12 protein-coding genes and 1 pseudogene are annotated in these 15,934 nt (G+C 70.2%); 3 read left to right on the plus strand and 10 right to left on the minus strand.

Annotated elements, in window-relative coordinates; all coding sequences use genetic code 11:
- Positions 1 to 9: 9 nt before the first annotated feature.
- Together ACIPC1_RS08115 and ACIPC1_RS08120 are read right to left on the minus strand one after the other, a co-directional pair.
- A complete protein-coding gene (locus ACIPC1_RS08115) occupies positions 10 to 1,749 on the minus strand; it encodes a TerD family protein (RefSeq protein WP_402514358.1) in 1,740 nt (579 codons plus the stop codon).
- Positions 1,750 to 1,895: 146 nt separating this feature from the next.
- Positions 1,896 to 2,492: a M48 family metallopeptidase gene (locus ACIPC1_RS08120; protein WP_384382668.1), complete on the minus strand. Its 597-nt coding sequence runs from the start codon at positions 2,490 to 2,492 to the stop codon at positions 1,896 to 1,898.
- 218 nt (positions 2,493 to 2,710) lie between these two features.
- Between ACIPC1_RS08120 and ACIPC1_RS08125 the strand changes: the two are divergent.
- Together ACIPC1_RS08125 and ACIPC1_RS08130 are read left to right on the plus strand one after the other, a co-directional pair.
- Positions 2,711 to 3,893: pseudogene (locus ACIPC1_RS08125) on the plus strand (TOMM precursor leader peptide-binding protein).
- Entirely contained in the window at positions 3,886 to 5,247 is a 1,362-nt protein-coding gene (locus ACIPC1_RS08130; RefSeq protein WP_402514360.1) for an ABC1 kinase family protein, read from the plus strand. The pseudogene ACIPC1_RS08125 and the gene ACIPC1_RS08130 overlap by 8 nt, the downstream one beginning before the upstream one ends.
- A gap of 11 nt (positions 5,248 to 5,258) precedes the next feature.
- Here ACIPC1_RS08130 and ACIPC1_RS08135 read toward each other — a convergent pair whose 3' ends face one another.
- From ACIPC1_RS08135 to ACIPC1_RS08155, 5 genes are all read right to left on the minus strand, one after another.
- A complete protein-coding gene (locus tag ACIPC1_RS08135) occupies positions 5,259 to 5,483 on the minus strand; it encodes a hypothetical protein (protein ID WP_402514361.1) in 225 nt (74 codons plus the stop codon).
- 154 nt (positions 5,484 to 5,637) lie between these two features.
- On the minus strand, positions 5,638 to 5,961 hold the full coding sequence (locus tag ACIPC1_RS08140) for a hypothetical protein (protein WP_384382671.1): 324 nt from the start codon (positions 5,959 to 5,961) through the stop codon (positions 5,638 to 5,640).
- On the minus strand, positions 5,958 to 6,326 hold the full coding sequence (locus ACIPC1_RS08145) for a WhiB family transcriptional regulator (protein WP_266454605.1): 369 nt from the start codon (positions 6,324 to 6,326) through the stop codon (positions 5,958 to 5,960). The genes ACIPC1_RS08140 and ACIPC1_RS08145 overlap by 4 nt, the downstream gene beginning before the upstream one ends.
- A 174-nt stretch (positions 6,327 to 6,500) precedes the next feature.
- Complete coding sequence (locus ACIPC1_RS08150) at positions 6,501 to 6,824, minus strand: hypothetical protein (RefSeq protein ID WP_384382672.1); 324 nt, start codon at positions 6,822 to 6,824, stop codon at positions 6,501 to 6,503.
- Between the two features lie 162 nt (positions 6,825 to 6,986).
- A complete protein-coding gene (locus ACIPC1_RS08155) occupies positions 6,987 to 9,182 on the minus strand; it encodes an ATP-dependent DNA helicase UvrD2 (RefSeq protein WP_402514363.1) in 2,196 nt (731 codons plus the stop codon).
- A gap of 184 nt (positions 9,183 to 9,366) precedes the next feature.
- On the opposite strand from ACIPC1_RS08155, the gene ACIPC1_RS08160 reads away from it, so the two are divergent.
- A complete protein-coding gene (locus tag ACIPC1_RS08160) occupies positions 9,367 to 9,621 on the plus strand; it encodes a mycoredoxin (RefSeq protein WP_384382674.1) in 255 nt (84 codons plus the stop codon).
- Between the two features lie 170 nt (positions 9,622 to 9,791).
- On the opposite strand, the gene nudC is transcribed toward ACIPC1_RS08160, so the two are convergent.
- From nudC to ACIPC1_RS08175, 3 genes are all read right to left on the minus strand, one after another.
- On the minus strand, positions 9,792 to 10,739 hold the full coding sequence (nudC, locus tag ACIPC1_RS08165) for an NAD(+) diphosphatase (RefSeq protein ID WP_402514365.1): 948 nt from the start codon (positions 10,737 to 10,739) through the stop codon (positions 9,792 to 9,794).
- Between the two features lie 109 nt (positions 10,740 to 10,848).
- A complete protein-coding gene (locus tag ACIPC1_RS08170) occupies positions 10,849 to 12,261 on the minus strand; it encodes a dipeptidase (RefSeq protein ID WP_402514367.1) in 1,413 nt (470 codons plus the stop codon).
- A gap of 10 nt (positions 12,262 to 12,271) precedes the next feature.
- Positions 12,272 to 15,805, minus strand: a complete 3,534-nt coding sequence (locus ACIPC1_RS08175) for a UvrD-helicase domain-containing protein (protein WP_402514368.1) — start codon at positions 15,803 to 15,805, stop codon at positions 12,272 to 12,274.
- Positions 15,806 to 15,934: the final 129 nt, after the last annotated feature.

The following is a 15,934-nucleotide window of genomic DNA, read 5'->3' on the forward strand; positions in this document are numbered from 1 at the left end:
CGGGCTCCCTCAGACCTCGTACGGCTGGACGACGATGAAATTGCCGGGCGCGCCGCGGAACTGCAGGTTCACGCTCTCTCCGGTGTCGCCCGGGTAGGCGTTCCGGCGCATCCGGACCTGGCTGGAGACGATCACCTGGGAGGCCGCGGACCAGGCGACGACCGCGTTGCAGTCGGCGAAGGTCGTGGGCGTGACGGGCAGGACGACGGGTGCTCCGTGGGTCTTCACGACGATCGTGCCGGTCCCCTGGAACTGCATCGTGAACAGCGCACCCCCGGGGATGCCGTGCCCCTCGATCCTGCGGACCTCGTACTGAAGCGTCTCGTCGAAGGCGAGGACGCTCTCGGCGGACACGCAGATTCCGTCGCCCTGGAGTTCGATGGGGTGCACATGGGAGCCGTTCTCGGCGAGAAACACCTGGCCGCGACCCGAGCAGCGCATCAGCTGCATCTCCTGGCCGGTCGCGTTGCCCACGATCCGCCCGGCGAAGCCGGCGCCCTTGTAGCTGAAGTCGACCTTGCCCTGGTAGAGCACCATGCTGCCCTGGCGCGCCAGGACTGCCTGATCGCCGCCCGCGCCCAGGTCGACGCGGACCAGCTTCTTGTTCTGCTGGGTCCAGCGCTGCCCGGTGGGCGTCTCCTTGAAGGCCTGCAACGCGGCGGACACACCGGCACCACCCTGTGGGGCTCCCTGGGGAACCCCATACGGGGAGGGCGCACCCGGCTGCCCGGGAATCTGCCCGGGGGCCTGGCCGTACGGCGGCTGCTGACCGTAACCGGGAGGTGCGGTGGGAGCCTGCTGACCGTAGCCGGGGGGCGTGGGCGGGGCCTGCTGGCCATAGCCCGGGGGTGCGGGCGGGGCCTGCTGGCCATAGCCGGGCGGCGGTGGAGCCGTCTGGCCGGGAGACTGCCGGCCGTAGCCCGGCGGCGGACCGGGCTGTCCTGGAGGCTGCACGTACGGTGCGGGGCCCGGCGGCGGCACGCTTCCACCCGGCGGAGTGTGCAGCGGCGCGACGATGGTCGGGGCGCCGTGCACCGAAGGCGCGGGCGCCGGGGCGGGCGGCGGTGTGGTTCCCGGAGGCGGCGCGAAGCCCTGCGCGGCGGGGTGCGGCACCGGTGCCGGTGCGTTCGGCGCGCCGAACGCGGGGGGCGCGGTGGCCTGTGCCGGCGGCGCGAAGGACGGTGTAACGGCGGCCTGCGGCGGCTGCACGGCGGGCTCCTCCTCGGCGACCTCGCCACCGAAGTTCTTCAGCAGCGCGTCGAGCCCGCCGTCGAAGCCCTGTCCCACGGCGGCGAACCGCCAGACGTCCTTCAGGTAGAAGTCGCCCAGCATCACGGCACGTTCCGTGGAGAACTCCGCGCCGCTGAACGGGTACCGGGCCACCTCCTCGCCGCCCGCGACGATACGGAGATATCCGGGGGCGATCTGGGACATCTGCCCGGCGCCGTCGAGGGTCGCGGTGAACGACAGTTTCTGGATCTTCGCCGGGATCCGGTCGAGCGTGACACGGAAGGACTCGGTGTCACCCGCCTGGGCGCCGAGAAGCTGAATGGACTCCTCAGGGGACTTCGGCTGGTTGAAGAAGACGAAGAACTGATCGTCCGAAAGCCGTTCGTCGGCGTCCAGACCGAAGCAACTGATGTCGAAGGTCAGCCCGGGCCCGGCGATCTGCACGCCTACGTACAGATCGGTGCCCGCGGTGAGATCACTGATCTTGGCCTTGTGGCCGCGTTGGAATTCCCTGGCCATGCGTAACGACCGTCCCCCATCCCGAATGCAAGTGCGTCGCGTCAGGCTAACGGCAAACTCTGACAGTGGAGGGAGCCGGTACAGACCCGGTACACAACAGCCCCTTCGGTGCGGACGGGCCGGCTTGGACGCGGGTGGACCGGCCCTCAATCCTCGCGTGTGGCGGGCGGGTGGGGCAGCCGATCGGCGGCAACCACCCCTTCGAGGTAGCCGCGCGCACGCTCCGTACGCGGATATGCCTCCAGGAGCCGCCAGAAGCGGGGCCCATGGCCGGGCACGAGCAGATGCGCGAGTTCATGGACGAGTACGTAGTCGACGACGTACTCGGGCATGCCCTGCAACCGGTGCGACAGACGGATACTGCCCTCGGCCGGTGTGCATGAGCCCCAGCGCGTGTTCTGGTTGGTGACCCAGCGAACCGAGGTGGGGCGCGCCCTGCCATCGAAGTACTGACCTGATAGACGCGCGGCGCGCTCGCTCAGCTCGGCATCACAGGGCACCCTCTTCTTCTCCTGGGCGGCCAGTTTGTCGAGCATGACGGTCACCCAGCGCTGTTCTTCCGCCTCGGACATCCGGGCGGGGATGAGCACAATGGTGCGATCGCCCTCGCGGTACGCGGAGACCGTTCTGCGCCTTCGCGCGCTCCTGCGGACCTCGATCGCGCTCGCCCCCGAGCCGCTTGGCGGCGGGCTCGTCGTACTGCGCTGTGGGTTTCCGGCGCGGTGCAGTGGGTCGGCGGGCACGCCTCGACGTTACCCGCTGCACATGGGGGAAGTCCCGTCCCCGAGACGGTTCGATGCCGATCCGCACCCTGTGCGCTCGATTTGTACGACGTATACCGCTGCCTGTGGATAACTTTCGGCACCCTCGGACCGCGAAGGGCATGCTGGCATTCGGTCGGCGAAGCGGGACCCACACCGGCCGACACACGGGGAAGATCCACGGAGTACGGGGGTAGGTCATGCATCCGATCGTGAAGCCCGCGCTGCGGCGCGGCTGGCGAGATCTCAACACCGTTCAGTTCGGAATGGCGCCCGCGCACGCGATAATCCTTGGCCCGGTCGACACGGCGACAGGCAGTTTCCTCGATCTCCTCAACGGGACACGCGGTCTGCCGCTCCTCCGCGAGGAAGGGCGCAGAATGGGGTTTCCCGACGGGCATGTCGACGAGCTGCTGGACCGGCTCGCCCGGTCCGGCCTGCTGGACGACGCCACCGGAGGCGGCCCGGCCGCAGACACCTTGCGTAAGAAGAAAGCGGTCCTCGACCGGCTGCGCCCCGACCTCGCGTCTCTCTCCCTCGTCACCCCCGAGCCGGGCGAAGGCATGAAACGGCTGGCCGCCCGCCGCTCACTGCGCGTACAGGTGCGGGGTGCAGGCCGGGTGGGAGTGCTCCTGGCCTCGCTGCTCGTCGGCGCGGGCGTGGGCGAGGTCGATGTCCGCGACAGCGGCTGCGTCGAACCGTGGGACGTCGCACCGGGCGGACTGCCCGCCGAGTCCATCGGTGAACGCCGGGAGGAAGCCGCCCGGCGGGCGGTACGCCGAGCGGCATCGGCGCGTCCGCCGCGGACAACCCCGGACGCGGAGAAACTCGGACTGTCGCTGGTGATCCTCACGCCGCGAGACGGCCTCGCCGTCCACGCGCCCGACCCGATGGCCGCCGAGCCGTTGATCACCTCGGGAACACCACATCTGTACGCGGGCGTCGTGGAGGGCACGGGGGTGGTCGGCCCCCTGGTGCTGCCTGGCGACACCGGTTGCTCGGGCTGTCTCGACCAGGGGCGCGCCGACCGTGATCCGACCTGGCCACGCCTGGTCGCGCAGTGGCGCTCCGGCCAACAGCGCCAGGTCCCGGCGTGCGACCTCGCGCTGGCGGCCGGGGTAGCCGGAATGGCCGCGGGCCATGCGCTTGCCTACCTCGACGGGGAGCTGCCTTCCAGTGCCGGGGCACGCTGGGAGGCGTCTGTTCCGGGGTTCGACTGGCACGCGAGGCCGGTCTGGCCGCATCCCGCATGCCTGTGCGGCGCAGCGGAGAAAGGTAATAAGGGGGAGCGCGCCTCGGAAGTCGGGGAGCCGCACGAGACAATGGCGGAGGAACAGCCGTACGCGGCTCGGCTGTCCGGCTAACTGGAGGGCGCATGTCTGATCTTCCTCGGAAGGCAGTCACCCGTACGGCCAAACTCGCCGCGCTGCCATTGGGCTTCGCGGGGCGGGCCACCTGGGGGCTCGGCAAACGGATCGGTGGGAAGTCGGCAGAGATCGTCGGCCGCGAGTTGCAGCAGCGCACAGCCGAGCAGTTGTTCAAGGTGCTCGGTGAGCTCAAGGGCGGCGCGATGAAGTTCGGGCAGGCACTGTCCGTCTTCGAGTCGGCGCTGCCCGAAGAGGTCGCGGGACCCTATCGCGCGGCGCTGACGAAGCTCCAGGAGGCGGCGCCTCCGATGCCGACACGCACCGTGCACTCCGTGCTGGAGGAAAGGCTCGGTAAGGAGTGGTCCGAGCTGTTCCTCGAGTTCGAGGACAAGCCGTCCGCGGCGGCCTCCATCGGCCAGGTGCATCACGCGGTGTGGCATGACGGACGAGAGGTCGCGGTGAAGGTGCAGTACCCCGGAGCGGGCGAGGCCCTGCTGTCCGATCTGACTCAGCTCAGCCGGTTCGCCAGGCTCCTGGGTCCTCTGATCCCGGGAATGGACATCAAGCCGCTCATCGCGGAGCTGCGCGACCGGGTGTCCGAGGAGCTCGACTACGCACTGGAGGCGCAGGCCCAGGAGACCCATGCGGCCGAGTTCGCGGGCGACCCGGATGTCCTGGTACCGGCGGTGGTCCACCAGTGCGACCAGATTCTGGTGACCGAATGGATCGACGGCATTCCCATGTCGGAGGTGATCGCCAACGGCACGCAGGAGCAGCGGGACCGCGCCGGCCAGCTACTGGCCCGCTTCCTCTTCTCTGGCCCGGCCCGCACCGGACTGCTGCACGCCGATCCGCACCCGGGTAACTTCCGCCTCCTGCCCGACGAGAAGAGTGGCTGGCGTCTGGGTGTCCTGGACTTCGGCACGGTGGACCGCCTCCCCGGCGGCCTGCCCGCAACGATCGGCGCGTCCCTCCGTATGACCCTCGACGGCGAGGCCGAGGCGGTCTACGAACTGCTCTGCGAGGAAGGCTTCGTCAAGGAGTCCATCGAGCTCGAACCCGACGCGGTCCTGGACTATCTCCTGCCGATCATCGAACCGGCCCAGGCGGACGAGTTCACCTTCACCCGAGGCTGGATGCGCAGCCAGGCCGCTCGCGTGGGCGACCCCCGCTCCCCCGCGCACCAGCTGGGCAAGCGACTCAACCTGCCTCCGTCGTATCTCCTGATACACCGCGTGACCCTCAGCACCATCGGTGTCCTGTGCCAACTGGGCGCGACGGTCCGTCTACGCGATGAACTGGAGGAGTGGCTGCCCGGTTTCCTGCCGGAGGAGGAGTTGGACGAGAGGGAGCAGGCCGCCGAAGCCTGACGAGGCGCGGTTCACCACCACGCGGAGTCCAGCCGCCCCTCGATCGCCCTCAGATGCGTACGAGCGCAGCTGTCACAAAAATAGTGACGGCTGCCGTTCTCCACAGAACAGGTCCACGTCGGCCGGGGGCCGTCGGCCGGAGTGCCGCAGCGAGCGCACACGATGTGCTCGGCCTCGGCAACGTCTGGCCGCCGCGCTGAGCCGGTGCTGTCACTGTCCCCGGGAAGACTCGTCACCCGGCGACGATATCGCCGTGATCGACGGTTCGCCGGACGCAACGCACCGCGGGGGCGGACGCACTGCGGGGCGGACGCACTGCGGGGGCCGGTCCGGACGGACCGACCCCCGCGAGGAGTTACTTTCTGCTGCTGTGCCCGCGACTGCTGTCGGCTACTGCATGACCGCCATGGCCAGCGCACGCCGGGCACGCATCGAGGCGCGCTCGGCACGACGCTGCATCCGGCGTGCGGTCGCCAGGCGCATGGCCCGGCGTTCCCGCTCAGCCTCCTGCAGTCGCTCGTGCATATGCGCACGAGCCAGGGCTTCTGGAATGAGTTGCATCTCTCGGGTCCTGTTCTGACGCGAGTCCTTCGCGTCGGTGGTGGTGAAGTCTGGGATCGCAGAACCGGCGGGTTCGCTGGTGGACGGCTTCATCGGGGCCTGCTTCTTGGGGTCGTTCGTCAGGGGGCGGTCGATCGTTCCTCGGATGTTCATGCCGCGACCGGGTTCTTGCGGGGGCGGCCACGCGGCCGCTTCCGGGCCACGACAACACCCTGGACGAAGAGCTCGCCACCCCAGACGCCCCAAGGCTCACGCCGCTCCTTGGCACCGGCGAGGCAGGCCTCGACCAGCGGGCAGGTACGGCAGAGGGACTTGGCGTACTCGACATCGGCCGGCGACTCGGCGAAGAAGACCTCCGGGTCGTAGGAACGGCAGGGGACGGGTACGCCGAGGTTCTCGATGGCGTCGTCGAGCGCGGTGAGCGCAGTGAGCGGGATCAAGGTGGAGTCCTCCGTGAGGCCGGGCGGGGAGATCGTTTCGGAAGGCGGTACGGACGGGGCGTGCGCTTCGAGTTGCACGGTTCGTCTTCCTCGTCTGGTCGTGCCGGCCGGTTGGCCGGTTGGCGGCTGGTACCGGGTTCTTTTCTTGTCCCGAGGCCCCTTCGCTCCGCCGTCCCCGGTCGGGGACAAACAGAAGGGCCGCGGATCCCGGGTGGGGTTCCGCGGCCCTGAAGGCGCCGGCCTGATCGAGAATCAGGCTGGATCACTCCAGGGTTCAGGCCCACGGAAGGCCCACATCGTGTGGTGCTGCTTCGTCTGCTTCAGGGATCCGGCACCGGCTGCTGCAAAGGCATAGGCACGCGCCTCTGCCACTACTGCTGATTCCAGTGCCTGGATCGGTCGCTCATTGCGCTCCCGGATGGGAAGACCCGAGAGAGACACGGAGGACGCCGGACGGACGGCAGGATTGCCGGTCAGACCGGTGCCCAGGTTCGAGGCGCCGAGCAGGCACGTGGAGGCGACCGAGAGATCGGTCAATTTGACGGTGCTGATGAAGCTCGTGGTGATGCTGATCACTGGAATCGCCTCCTCTCGGCGTCTAGGGGGACCGGGGTGAGCCAGTCCGACGGTTATTAAGTACAGCACGAAACCAGGGCCTCGGAGAAGGCCGCCGTTCCGTGTTAAGAACCTATGGGGATTGCTGGGGCATGCGCAAACTATTTTTTCGACGAGTTCGTATCAGTCGCCTTCATCGCCCTCTTCAACATCTTGACCTGCACAGATGGCCAGAACATCGGTGCCGAAGCGGTTCAGCTTGCGGACTCCGACGCCAGGGATCCGAGCCAGCTCGCCCGCGTCGTCGGGCACGGTCTCGGCGATGGCCATCAGCGTCTTGTCGGTGAAGACACAGAACGCGGGCTGCCCACTGCGCTGCGCCTGCACCGCCCGCCACTCCCGCAACCGCTCATAGAGACCCTCGTCCATGTCGGAGGGACAGTCCTCGCAGCGCATCAGTTTCATCTCACCGGCGTCTGTCAGAGTGCGGCCGCAGACCCGGCAGCGGGCAGGGGTCCGGACCGACCGCCGCACGACTGTGCCGCCGCTGCTCCCGATACCTCGCTCGATACCTCCCGGGCCCCCGCCACCGCTTCGGCCCGCCGTGGTGACCGAGCCGGGGCGCAGCCCGTCGAGGAAGCGGCTGGGCCGTCGGTTGGGTCTGCCGCCGGGTGAGCGGGACAGCGCCCAGGAGACACAGAGGTGCTCTCTGGCGCGGGTTACGCCGACGTAGAGGAGGCGGCGTTCCTCCTCGATCTGCTCGTCGGTCTTTGCGTAGGTGATCGGCATCATGCCCTCGGCGACCGCGACCAGGAAGACAACGTCCCACTCCAGTCCCTTGGCGGAGTGGAGGGAGGCGAGGGTGACGCCCTGGACGGTCGGGGCGTGCTGGGCACTCGCGCGCTCGTCGAGCTCTGCCACCAGGTCTCCGAGAGTGGCGCCCTCCTTGGCCGCGGCGAAGTCGTGGGCAAGATGGACGAGGGCGGCCAGCGATTCCCAGCGCTCTCTGACAGCACCGGAGCCGGCAGGGGGCTGGTTGGTCCATCCTTCGCCCGAAAGCACCGCGCGGACCTGCGAGGGCAGGTCGATGACATCGTCGAGGAGCGAGTCGTTGCCTCCGAACCGGGCCGCGGCGCGCAGGGCGGTGCCCGCCCTGCGCACTTCGGGGCGGTCGAAGAACCGCTCGGCGCCCCGCAGCTGGTAGGGCACACCGGCGTCGGCGAGTGCCTGTTCGTAGAGCTCGGACTGCGAGTTCGTACGGAAGAGAATCGCGATCTCGCCCGCCGGGACGCCGGATGCGATGAGGTCGCGGATGCGGCGGGCCGCGCCCTCGGCCTCGGCGGGCTCGTCCGGGTACTCGGCGTAGACGGGTTCGGGGCCAGGGGACCGCTGGGAGATCAGTTCCAGGCGGTGCTCGGCGGCCCGGCCGCGGGCCTGGGCGAGCAGGCCGTTGGCGAGGTGGACCACCTGGGGCGAGGAGCGGTAGTCACGGACGAGCTTGACGACGGTGGCTCCGGGGTGGCGGGTGCGGAAGTCGAGAAGGTGGTCAGGAGTTGCACCGGTGAACGAATAGATCGTCTGGCTGGCGTCGCCGACGACACAGAGGCTGTCGCGCTCGCCGAGCCACAGGTCCAGCAGACGCTGCTGGAGGGGGCTGACGTCCTGGTACTCGTCGACCACGAAGTGCTGGTACTGGGCGCGGACCTGCTCCGCGATGTCGTGGCGGTCCTGAAGGACGGCGACCGTGAGCAGCAGGACGTCTTCGAAGTCGATGACCCCGCGATCGCGCTTGAGGTCTTCGTAGGTCCCGTAGAGCTGGGCGATCTCGGCCGGGTTGCGGGGGGCTTCGCGGCCGGCCTTGGCGGCGGCGGCCGCGTAGTCGGCGGGGATGGTCTGGGTGACCTTGGACCACTCGATCTCGGCGGTGACGTCCCGCAGTTCGCCCCGGTCGAGGCGGATGCGGCAGGCGGCCGCCGCATCGGCGACCAGCTGGATCTTGCGATCGACAAGCCGGGGCAGGCTGCCGCCGACCGCTTTCGGCCAGAAGTACTGGAGCTGGCGCAGCGCGGCCGAGTGGAACGTCCGGGCCTGGACGCCGCCCGCGCCGAGCTGCCTGAGGCGGCCGCGCATCTCACCCGCGGCACGGTTGGTGAAGGTGACGGCCAGCACGGTGGAGGGCTGGAGGATCCCCGCGCGCACCCCGTAGGCGATGCGGTGGGTGATGGCCCGTGTCTTGCCCGTGCCGGCGCCCGCCAGCACGCACACCGGTCCGTGCAGGGCGGTGGCGACCTCGCGTTGCTCGGGGTCGAGCCCGTCGAGCACCGCGTCGGCCGTGTCCGGAACCTGCGGGAAGAGTGTGGAGTGCGTTGCTGCTGTCACCCCGCCATGCTGCCAGGTCGCCGGGGACGGGTGAGCCGGGTTGTCCACAGGGGGCACCCGCAGTCGTACTAATGCGGCAGGCGTTGCATCCCACCGGGGTACCCCCCGCAGGAATGGCGGCCGTGTCGCGTACGTTCCCCAGACGCGAGCACGTACCCCGACGCCGTAAAGGAGCGCAATCGACATGCCGGGCACTGTGACGATGTACAGCACCACGTGGTGCGGCTACTGCCGTCGGCTGAAGAGCCAGATGGACCGCGAGGGCATCACGTACGAAGAGATCAACATCGAGCAGGACCCGCAGTCCGCGGCGTTCGTGGAGAAGGCGAACGGCGGAAACCAGACGGTTCCCACGGTCTTGATTGTTGCCCCCTCGGGCAATGAGTCGATCATGACCAACCCGAGCCTTGCCCAGGTGAAGGCCGCCCTCGCTACCTGAGAGCCAGGAACCCCAGACGGTTCGTACCGTCCGCTTCCCGGACGGTACGACGTTGACGAACCCGTCGCTGGCGCAGGTCAGGCAGAAGATCGGCGTGTGGTCGGCCTCAGTCGGCCGGCGCCCGCGTCGGACGTGCACCGCACGCCGGGCCGCCGACCGTCCGGTCGGTGTCAGGTGGCTGATCCCCGGGTCGGCAGGGGCTTGCCGTACCAGAGCTCGATCAGCCGGGCCGCAATCGAGATCCCGTAGGGGGGCAGTACCTCCCCGGACTCGAAGGCGGCCCGCAGGTCTTCGCGGGAGAACCAGCGGGCCTCTTCGATCTCCTCGCCATCGACGTTGATCTCGGACGACTGGGCGCGGGCCATGAAGCCCAGCATGAGGCTGGAGGGGAACGGCCAGGGCTGGCTGGCGACGTACTCGACCTCACCGACCGTGATACCGGCCTCCTCGAAGACCTCGCGGCGCACCGACTGCTCGATGGACTCACCGGGCTCGACGAAGCCGGCGAGTGTCGAGAAGCGGCCCTCGGGCCAGTGCACCTGGCGGCCGAGCAGGATGCGGTCCTCGTCGTCCGTGACCGCCATGATCACGGCCGGGTCGGTGCGCGGGTAGTGCTCGGCGCCGCAGGCCGGGCAGCGGCGGATGTGGCCGGCTGCCGCGATGACGGTGCGTTCGCCGCAGCGTGAGCAGAAGCGGTGGAGCCGCTGCCAGTTCTCCAGGGCGACCGCGTGCACCATGAGGCCCGCGTCGCGGGGAGACAGCAGGAGTCCCGCCTCGCGAAGGCCCGCCGAGCGCGCCGACTGGTCGATGCGGCCGGGGAGGGCGTCCTTCTGGAGTGCGAAATAGCTCACACCGTCGTCGTCGGTGCCCAGGAAGTAGCGGTGTGCCTCGGTGAGCGGCGCCTCGAAGGAGGGGGTCATCACCAGTTCGGTGGTGCCGTCCGCCCTCTCGTCGATCAGGACCTGGCCGCCGGAGACCACGAAGGCGCGGGTGGTGGGGTGGCTCCACGCCGCGGCGAGCCAGGCCTCGTCGAGCCGGTGGTGGGCGGCCCGGTCGATGCCGTTCGGGACGGTGAGCGAGATGGGACGGTCGGCGGTGTGATTGGTCCAGGTGGTCACGGGTGCTTCCAACTCCCCCGGTGTAACGGATATTTCGACGGACGGTTCAGCAGGGCGGGTGTGGAGGGGGCTGTTCAGGGCGTTGATCGCCTTCTTCGGGGATGCCTATTCAGTGTGCCTCGCGCCAGTTCTCGGCCAGATCGCCCCACAGGTAGGCAGTTGTTTCGACGCCCTTCAGGAGGAGGTCCAGTTCGACCTTCTCGTTGGGGGCGTGCCAGCCGTCGGACGGGACGGAGATACCCAGGAAGAGCACCGGGGCGCCGAGGACTTCCTGGAGGTCGGCCGCGGGCCCCGAGCCGCCCTCACGGGTGAAGCGGACGGGCTGCTCGAAGGCGCGGCTCATGGCGCGTACGACGGACTGCAGAGCGGGGTGGTCCAGGGGCGTCAGGCAGGGGCGGGTGGCCGCCCCGAACGTGATCTCGTGCCGGATGCCCGCGGGTACCTGTTCGGCGGCCCACGCGCGTACGGCCTTCTCGATGTGGTCGGGCTCCTGTCCCGCGACCAGCCTGAAGGAGAGCTTCACCATCGCCGAGGACGGGATGACCGTCTTGCTGCCGGGGCCCTGGTAGCCGCCGCCGATGCCGTTGACCTCGGCGGTCGGACGGGCCCAGACGCGCTCCAAAGTGGTGTGTCCGGCCTCTCCGTAGGAGGCCGTCGACCTGGCGGTGCGCAGCCACTCGGCCTCGTCGAAGGGCAGCTCGGCGAAGAGCTCGCGCTCACGGTCGGTCAGCTCGGTGATGCCTTCGTAGAAGCCCGGTACGGCCACGCGCGCATGCTCGTCGTGCAGGGCGGCGACGAGGCGTGCGACGGCGGTGGCCGGGTTGGGCACGGCGCCGCCGAAGGATCCGGAGTGGATGTCCTGGTCGGGCCCGTACAGCGCGATCTCGCACTCGGCGAGGCCGCGCATGCCGGTGCACACCGTGGGGGTGTCCTCGGACCACATACCGGTGTCGGAGACGATCACGGCGTCGGCCACGAGCCGCTCCGCGTTCGCCTCGACGAGTTCACGGAAGTGCGGGGAGCCGGATTCCTCCTCGCCCTCGATGAGGAGCTTGAGGTGGACGGCGGGAGCGGTGCGCCCGGTGGCGGCGAGGTGGGCGCGGACGCCGAGTGTGTGGAAGAACACCTGGCCCTTGTCATCGGCCGCCCCGCGCGCGTGGAGGCGGTTTCCGCGGATCACCGGCTCGAAGGGCTCTGTGTCCCAGCCGTCCTCGATGGCGGCGGGCTGCACGTCGTGGTGGCCGTAGACCAGGACGGTAGGGGCTTCCGGGTCCTCGGAGGGCCATTCGGCGAAGACGGCCGGGGCGCCGTCCGTGGCCCAGACCTCGACGGCGGGAAAGCCGGTCTCCCGAAGCTTGGCGGCAAGCCAGTCGGCGCTGCGCCGTACGTCCGCGGCGTGGTCGGGCTGAGCCGACACCGAGGGGATGCGCAGCCATTCGGCGAGGTCGTCGAGGAAGGCGGCGCGGTGGTTCTGGATGTACGTACGCACGGTGCTGACGGCGTTGTCAACGGGCTTGCTCATGACCACGAGCCTATCCGCCCACAGAGGCGTGTTCGTCCGGTGGTTCCCCGGATGCCTCTTCCTGTGGGCCCTCCATGAGCAGCCGCTCCAGTGCGGCCCGGTCCGGAAGGCCGTCCGGTCGTACTACCTCTCCGCTGCGGACGTACAGGAACGCCGCCTTGACCGCCTCCAGAGGCACGCCCTGCTGTTCTGCCCAGGCCAGGCGGTAGAGCGCGAGCTGGAGGGGGTCCGCGGTGCGACTGCGGTTGGTCTTCCAGTCCACGATCTCGTACGTCGTGCCGCCGTCGCCGCCCTCCCTGCCGGCCGCGCCGATGCCGTCACCGTTGTTTTCGGCCTCCCTGTAGACCGCGTCGATACGGCCGCGCACCACGCGGCCCGCGATGGCGAGCTGGAAGGGAACCTCGACGCGGTAGGGAGTGCGGTGTGCGTACGGGGTGCGTTCGAAGGCGTCCTTGAGAGCCTCCAGGTCGCGCTCGTCGGCGATCTCGGCCTCGCTGCCGGGCAACTCATCCGGCTCCAGCATGGGCAGCCGCAGCTCCTCGAAGCGGGACTCCACCCACGCGTGGAAGCGGGTGCCGCGGCGCGCGGCGGGCTGCGGGGGGCGCGGCATGGGGCGGGCCAGCTCCTGCGCGAAGCCGTCCGGGTCGGCGGCAAGGCGCAGCACCTGCGACGCGGTGAGCGACGACGGCAGGGGTACGTCCGTGACGCCCGCGCGGGCGCGCAGGAGCTCTCCTGTGAGCGCGTCCAGGTCGCGGTCCCAGGAGGCGAGCGTGCGGGATTCCTCGAGGGTGAGACGCTCCGGGTCCTCGGGGTGAGGACGAGCCTCGGGGGCCAGTGCCTGGTGCGGAACCTTCGGGCGGTCAGCCGTCCAGGAGTCCCACTCGGAGCCGTCGTCCTCCCGGGGGTCCGGCGGTTCGTCGTCCTCGGGTGGAGGCGGCCACTCAGGGTCCTCGTACGAGGACGGAGCCGAAGCCGGGAACTGGGTCGAAGGGGAGGGGGACGAGGCGTGGGCGGCCCCTGGATGGGCCTCCTGGTGGGACGCGACCCGCTCCAGGTGGGCGAGTACGGTCTCCGCGGCCGCGCGGCGGCGTACGAGCGCCGCGTCATCGAGCGGAAGCGGCCAGGCGTGGTCGGCGGACGCCTCGTGAAGGGCGGGGTTCTCGTCGTCCTCGGCGGGTTCGTCCGCCCAGACCTCGATGTCTCCGTGTCCGGCCGCGCAGTGCTCGTACAGGGCGCACAGGAAGTCCGAAGGGCCGCGCGGCTTCTTCTGGGAGGGCCCCCACCAGTGGCCGGAGCCGATCAGGAGTGAGCGGGGGCGGGTGAAGGTGACGTAGCCGAGGCGGAGTTCCTCGGTGTGCTGGTGCTCCTTCATCGCCTCGTGGAAGGCCTTGATGCCCTTGGCGTCCCACGCTTCGATGTCGGGCAGGGTGTCGGCGTCTCCACGCAGCTCGTGCGGCAGGACCTTGCCCTGGGCGGTCCATTTCTCGCGCCCCTGGGTGCTGGGGAAGGTGCCGGTGACCAGGCCGGGGACCACGACGACGTCCCACTCCAGGCCCTTGGACTTGTGCGCGGTGAGCACCTTGACGGTGTTCTCGCCACCCGGGAGGGCGTTGTCGAGGCCTTTCTCGTACTGCGCGGCCGTCCGCAGGAAGCCCAGGAAGGCCAGCAGGGTCGCCTCTCCGTCGCCCGCGGCGAAGGACGCGGCGACGTCCAGGAAGTTCGACAGCGTCTCGCGTCGCCGGGCGGCCAGCGCGTGCGGGGACGCGGAGAGTTCGACCTCCAGGCCGGTGACGGCGAGCACCCGGTGCAGGACGTCCATCAGTGGGTCGGCCAGCGAGCGGCGCAGATCGCGCAGTTCGGCGGCGAGCCGCGCGAAGCGCACGCGCGCGTCCGGCGAGAAGGGCAGTCCGTCGTCGTCCCCTTGGGCCTCGATGGGCATCTCCAGGAACGTGTCGAGCGCGTCCGCGAGCGATATCACCTCGGCCGGGTCGACCCCCTCGACTGCCGCGGCGAGCCGGCGGTCCGGGTCGTCGTCGGCGCCCACGCGCGTGTGGGTCACGAGATGGCGGGCGCGCCTCCCCAGGAGGGCCAGGTCGCGCGGTCCGATGCGCCAGCGCGGGCCGGTGAGCAGGCGTACGAGGGAGGCGTTGGCGCCGGGGTCCTGGAGGACTTCGCAGACGGCGACGAGGTCGGCGACCTCGGGGAGGTGCAGCAGCCCGGAGAGGCCCACCACCTCCACGGGGATGTCGCGGGCGACGAGCGCGCCCTGGATCTCGGCGAAGTCGGTCGCCGTACGGCACAGCACCGCGATCTCGCCGGGCGCCTTTCCGGTGCGTACGAGATGGGCGATGGAGTCGGCGAGCCAGTCGATCTCCTCGGCGTGGGTCCGCAGCAGCGCGCAACGGACCAGGCCGTCGCGCTCGGCTCCGGGGGCGGGGCGGAGTGCCTCCACGCCCGCGTGCATGGCGCGCAGGGGCTCGGCGAGGCCGTTGGCGAGGTCCAGGAGGCGCCCCCCGCTGCGGCGGTTCTCGCTGAGTGCCTGGCGGGTCGCGAGGCGGCCGTCGGGGTGTGCGAAGTGCTCGGGGAAGTCGTCGAGGTTGGCGACGGAGGCGCCGCGCCAGCCGTAGATCGCCTGGCAGGGGTCGCCGACCGCGGTCACCGGGTGACCGGTGCCGCCGCCGAAGAGCCCGGCGAGCAGGACGCGCTGGGCCACGGAGGTGTCCTGGTACTCGTCCAGCAGGACCACGCGGAACTCGTCGCGCAGGATGGTTCCGACCTCGGGGCGGGTGCGGGCCAGGGTGGCCGACAGGGCGATCTGGTCGCCGAAGTCGAGGAGATCGCGTTCGCGTTTGGCCGCCCGGTAGCGGCCCACCAGCTCGGCCAGTTCGCGCCGGGCCGCCGCCGCGTCGGGGACCTTGCGGAGGTCGGCGTTGGTGAGTTTGGCACCCTCCAGGGATCGCAGCAGTTCGGCGTCGTACCTGCGTAGGTCCTCGGGGCGTACAAGGTGTTCGGCGAGTTCGGAGTCGAGCGTGAGGAGGTCGCCGACCAGGTCCGGGAAGGAGCGGGTGAGCGCCGGGTACGGTCCCGGTGCCTCACGCAGCACGCGGGCGGCGAGCTGGTAGCGGGTGGCGTCGGCGAGGAGGCGCGATGTCGGTTCGAGTCCGATGCGCAGGCCGTGGTCGGTCAGCAGGCGGCCCGCGAAGGCGTGGTACGTGGAGATGACCGGCTCGCCCGGCGGGTTGTCCGGGTCGATCGCGTCCGGGTCGGTGACGCCTGCCTTGATCAGCGCCTTGCGGACGCGCTCGGCGAGTTCACCGGCCGCCTTGTTGGTGAACGTCAGGCCGAGGACCTGCTCGGGGGCGACCTGTCCGGTGCCGACCAGCCACACCACGCGTGCCGCCATCACCGTGGTCTTGCCCGAACCGGCTCCGGCCACGATCACCTGCGGGGCGGGCGGTGCGGTGATGCAGGCCGTCTGCTCCGGGGTGAACGGGATGCCCAAGAGCTCGTTGAGCTGCTCGGGGTCGGTGATACGGGCTGGCACGTCAGAGAGGCTAGCGGCGCGCACTGACAGCGCGGGCCACATCGGCTGCGGGGCCGAAGGATGCGCTGGTCAGCGCGGGTGGTGCGATACGTCACGCACGTCGCACCACTCGACCGCGCCCGCACCACT

The organism is Streptomyces sp. NPDC087263, assembly GCF_044744645.1.
Classification (GTDB): Bacteria; Actinomycetota; Actinomycetes; order Streptomycetales; family Streptomycetaceae; genus Streptomyces.

Excerpts from the sequence above, each read along its gene's own strand:
- ACIPC1_RS08115 (WP_402514358.1), bottom strand. The coding sequence starts at position 1,749 with ATGGCCAGGGAATTCCAACGCGGCCACAAGGCCAAGATCAGTGATCTC.
- ACIPC1_RS08130 (WP_402514360.1), top strand. The coding sequence starts at position 3,886 with ATGTCTGATCTTCCTCGGAAGGCAGTCACCCGTACGGCCAAACTCGCC.
- ACIPC1_RS08140 (WP_384382671.1), bottom strand. The coding sequence starts at position 5,961 with ATGAACATCCGAGGAACGATCGACCGCCCCCTGACGAACGACCCCAAG.
- ACIPC1_RS08160 (WP_384382674.1), top strand. The coding sequence starts at position 9,367 with ATGCCGGGCACTGTGACGATGTACAGCACCACGTGGTGCGGCTACTGC.
- ACIPC1_RS08170 (WP_402514367.1), bottom strand. The coding sequence starts at position 12,261 with ATGAGCAAGCCCGTTGACAACGCCGTCAGCACCGTGCGTACGTACATC.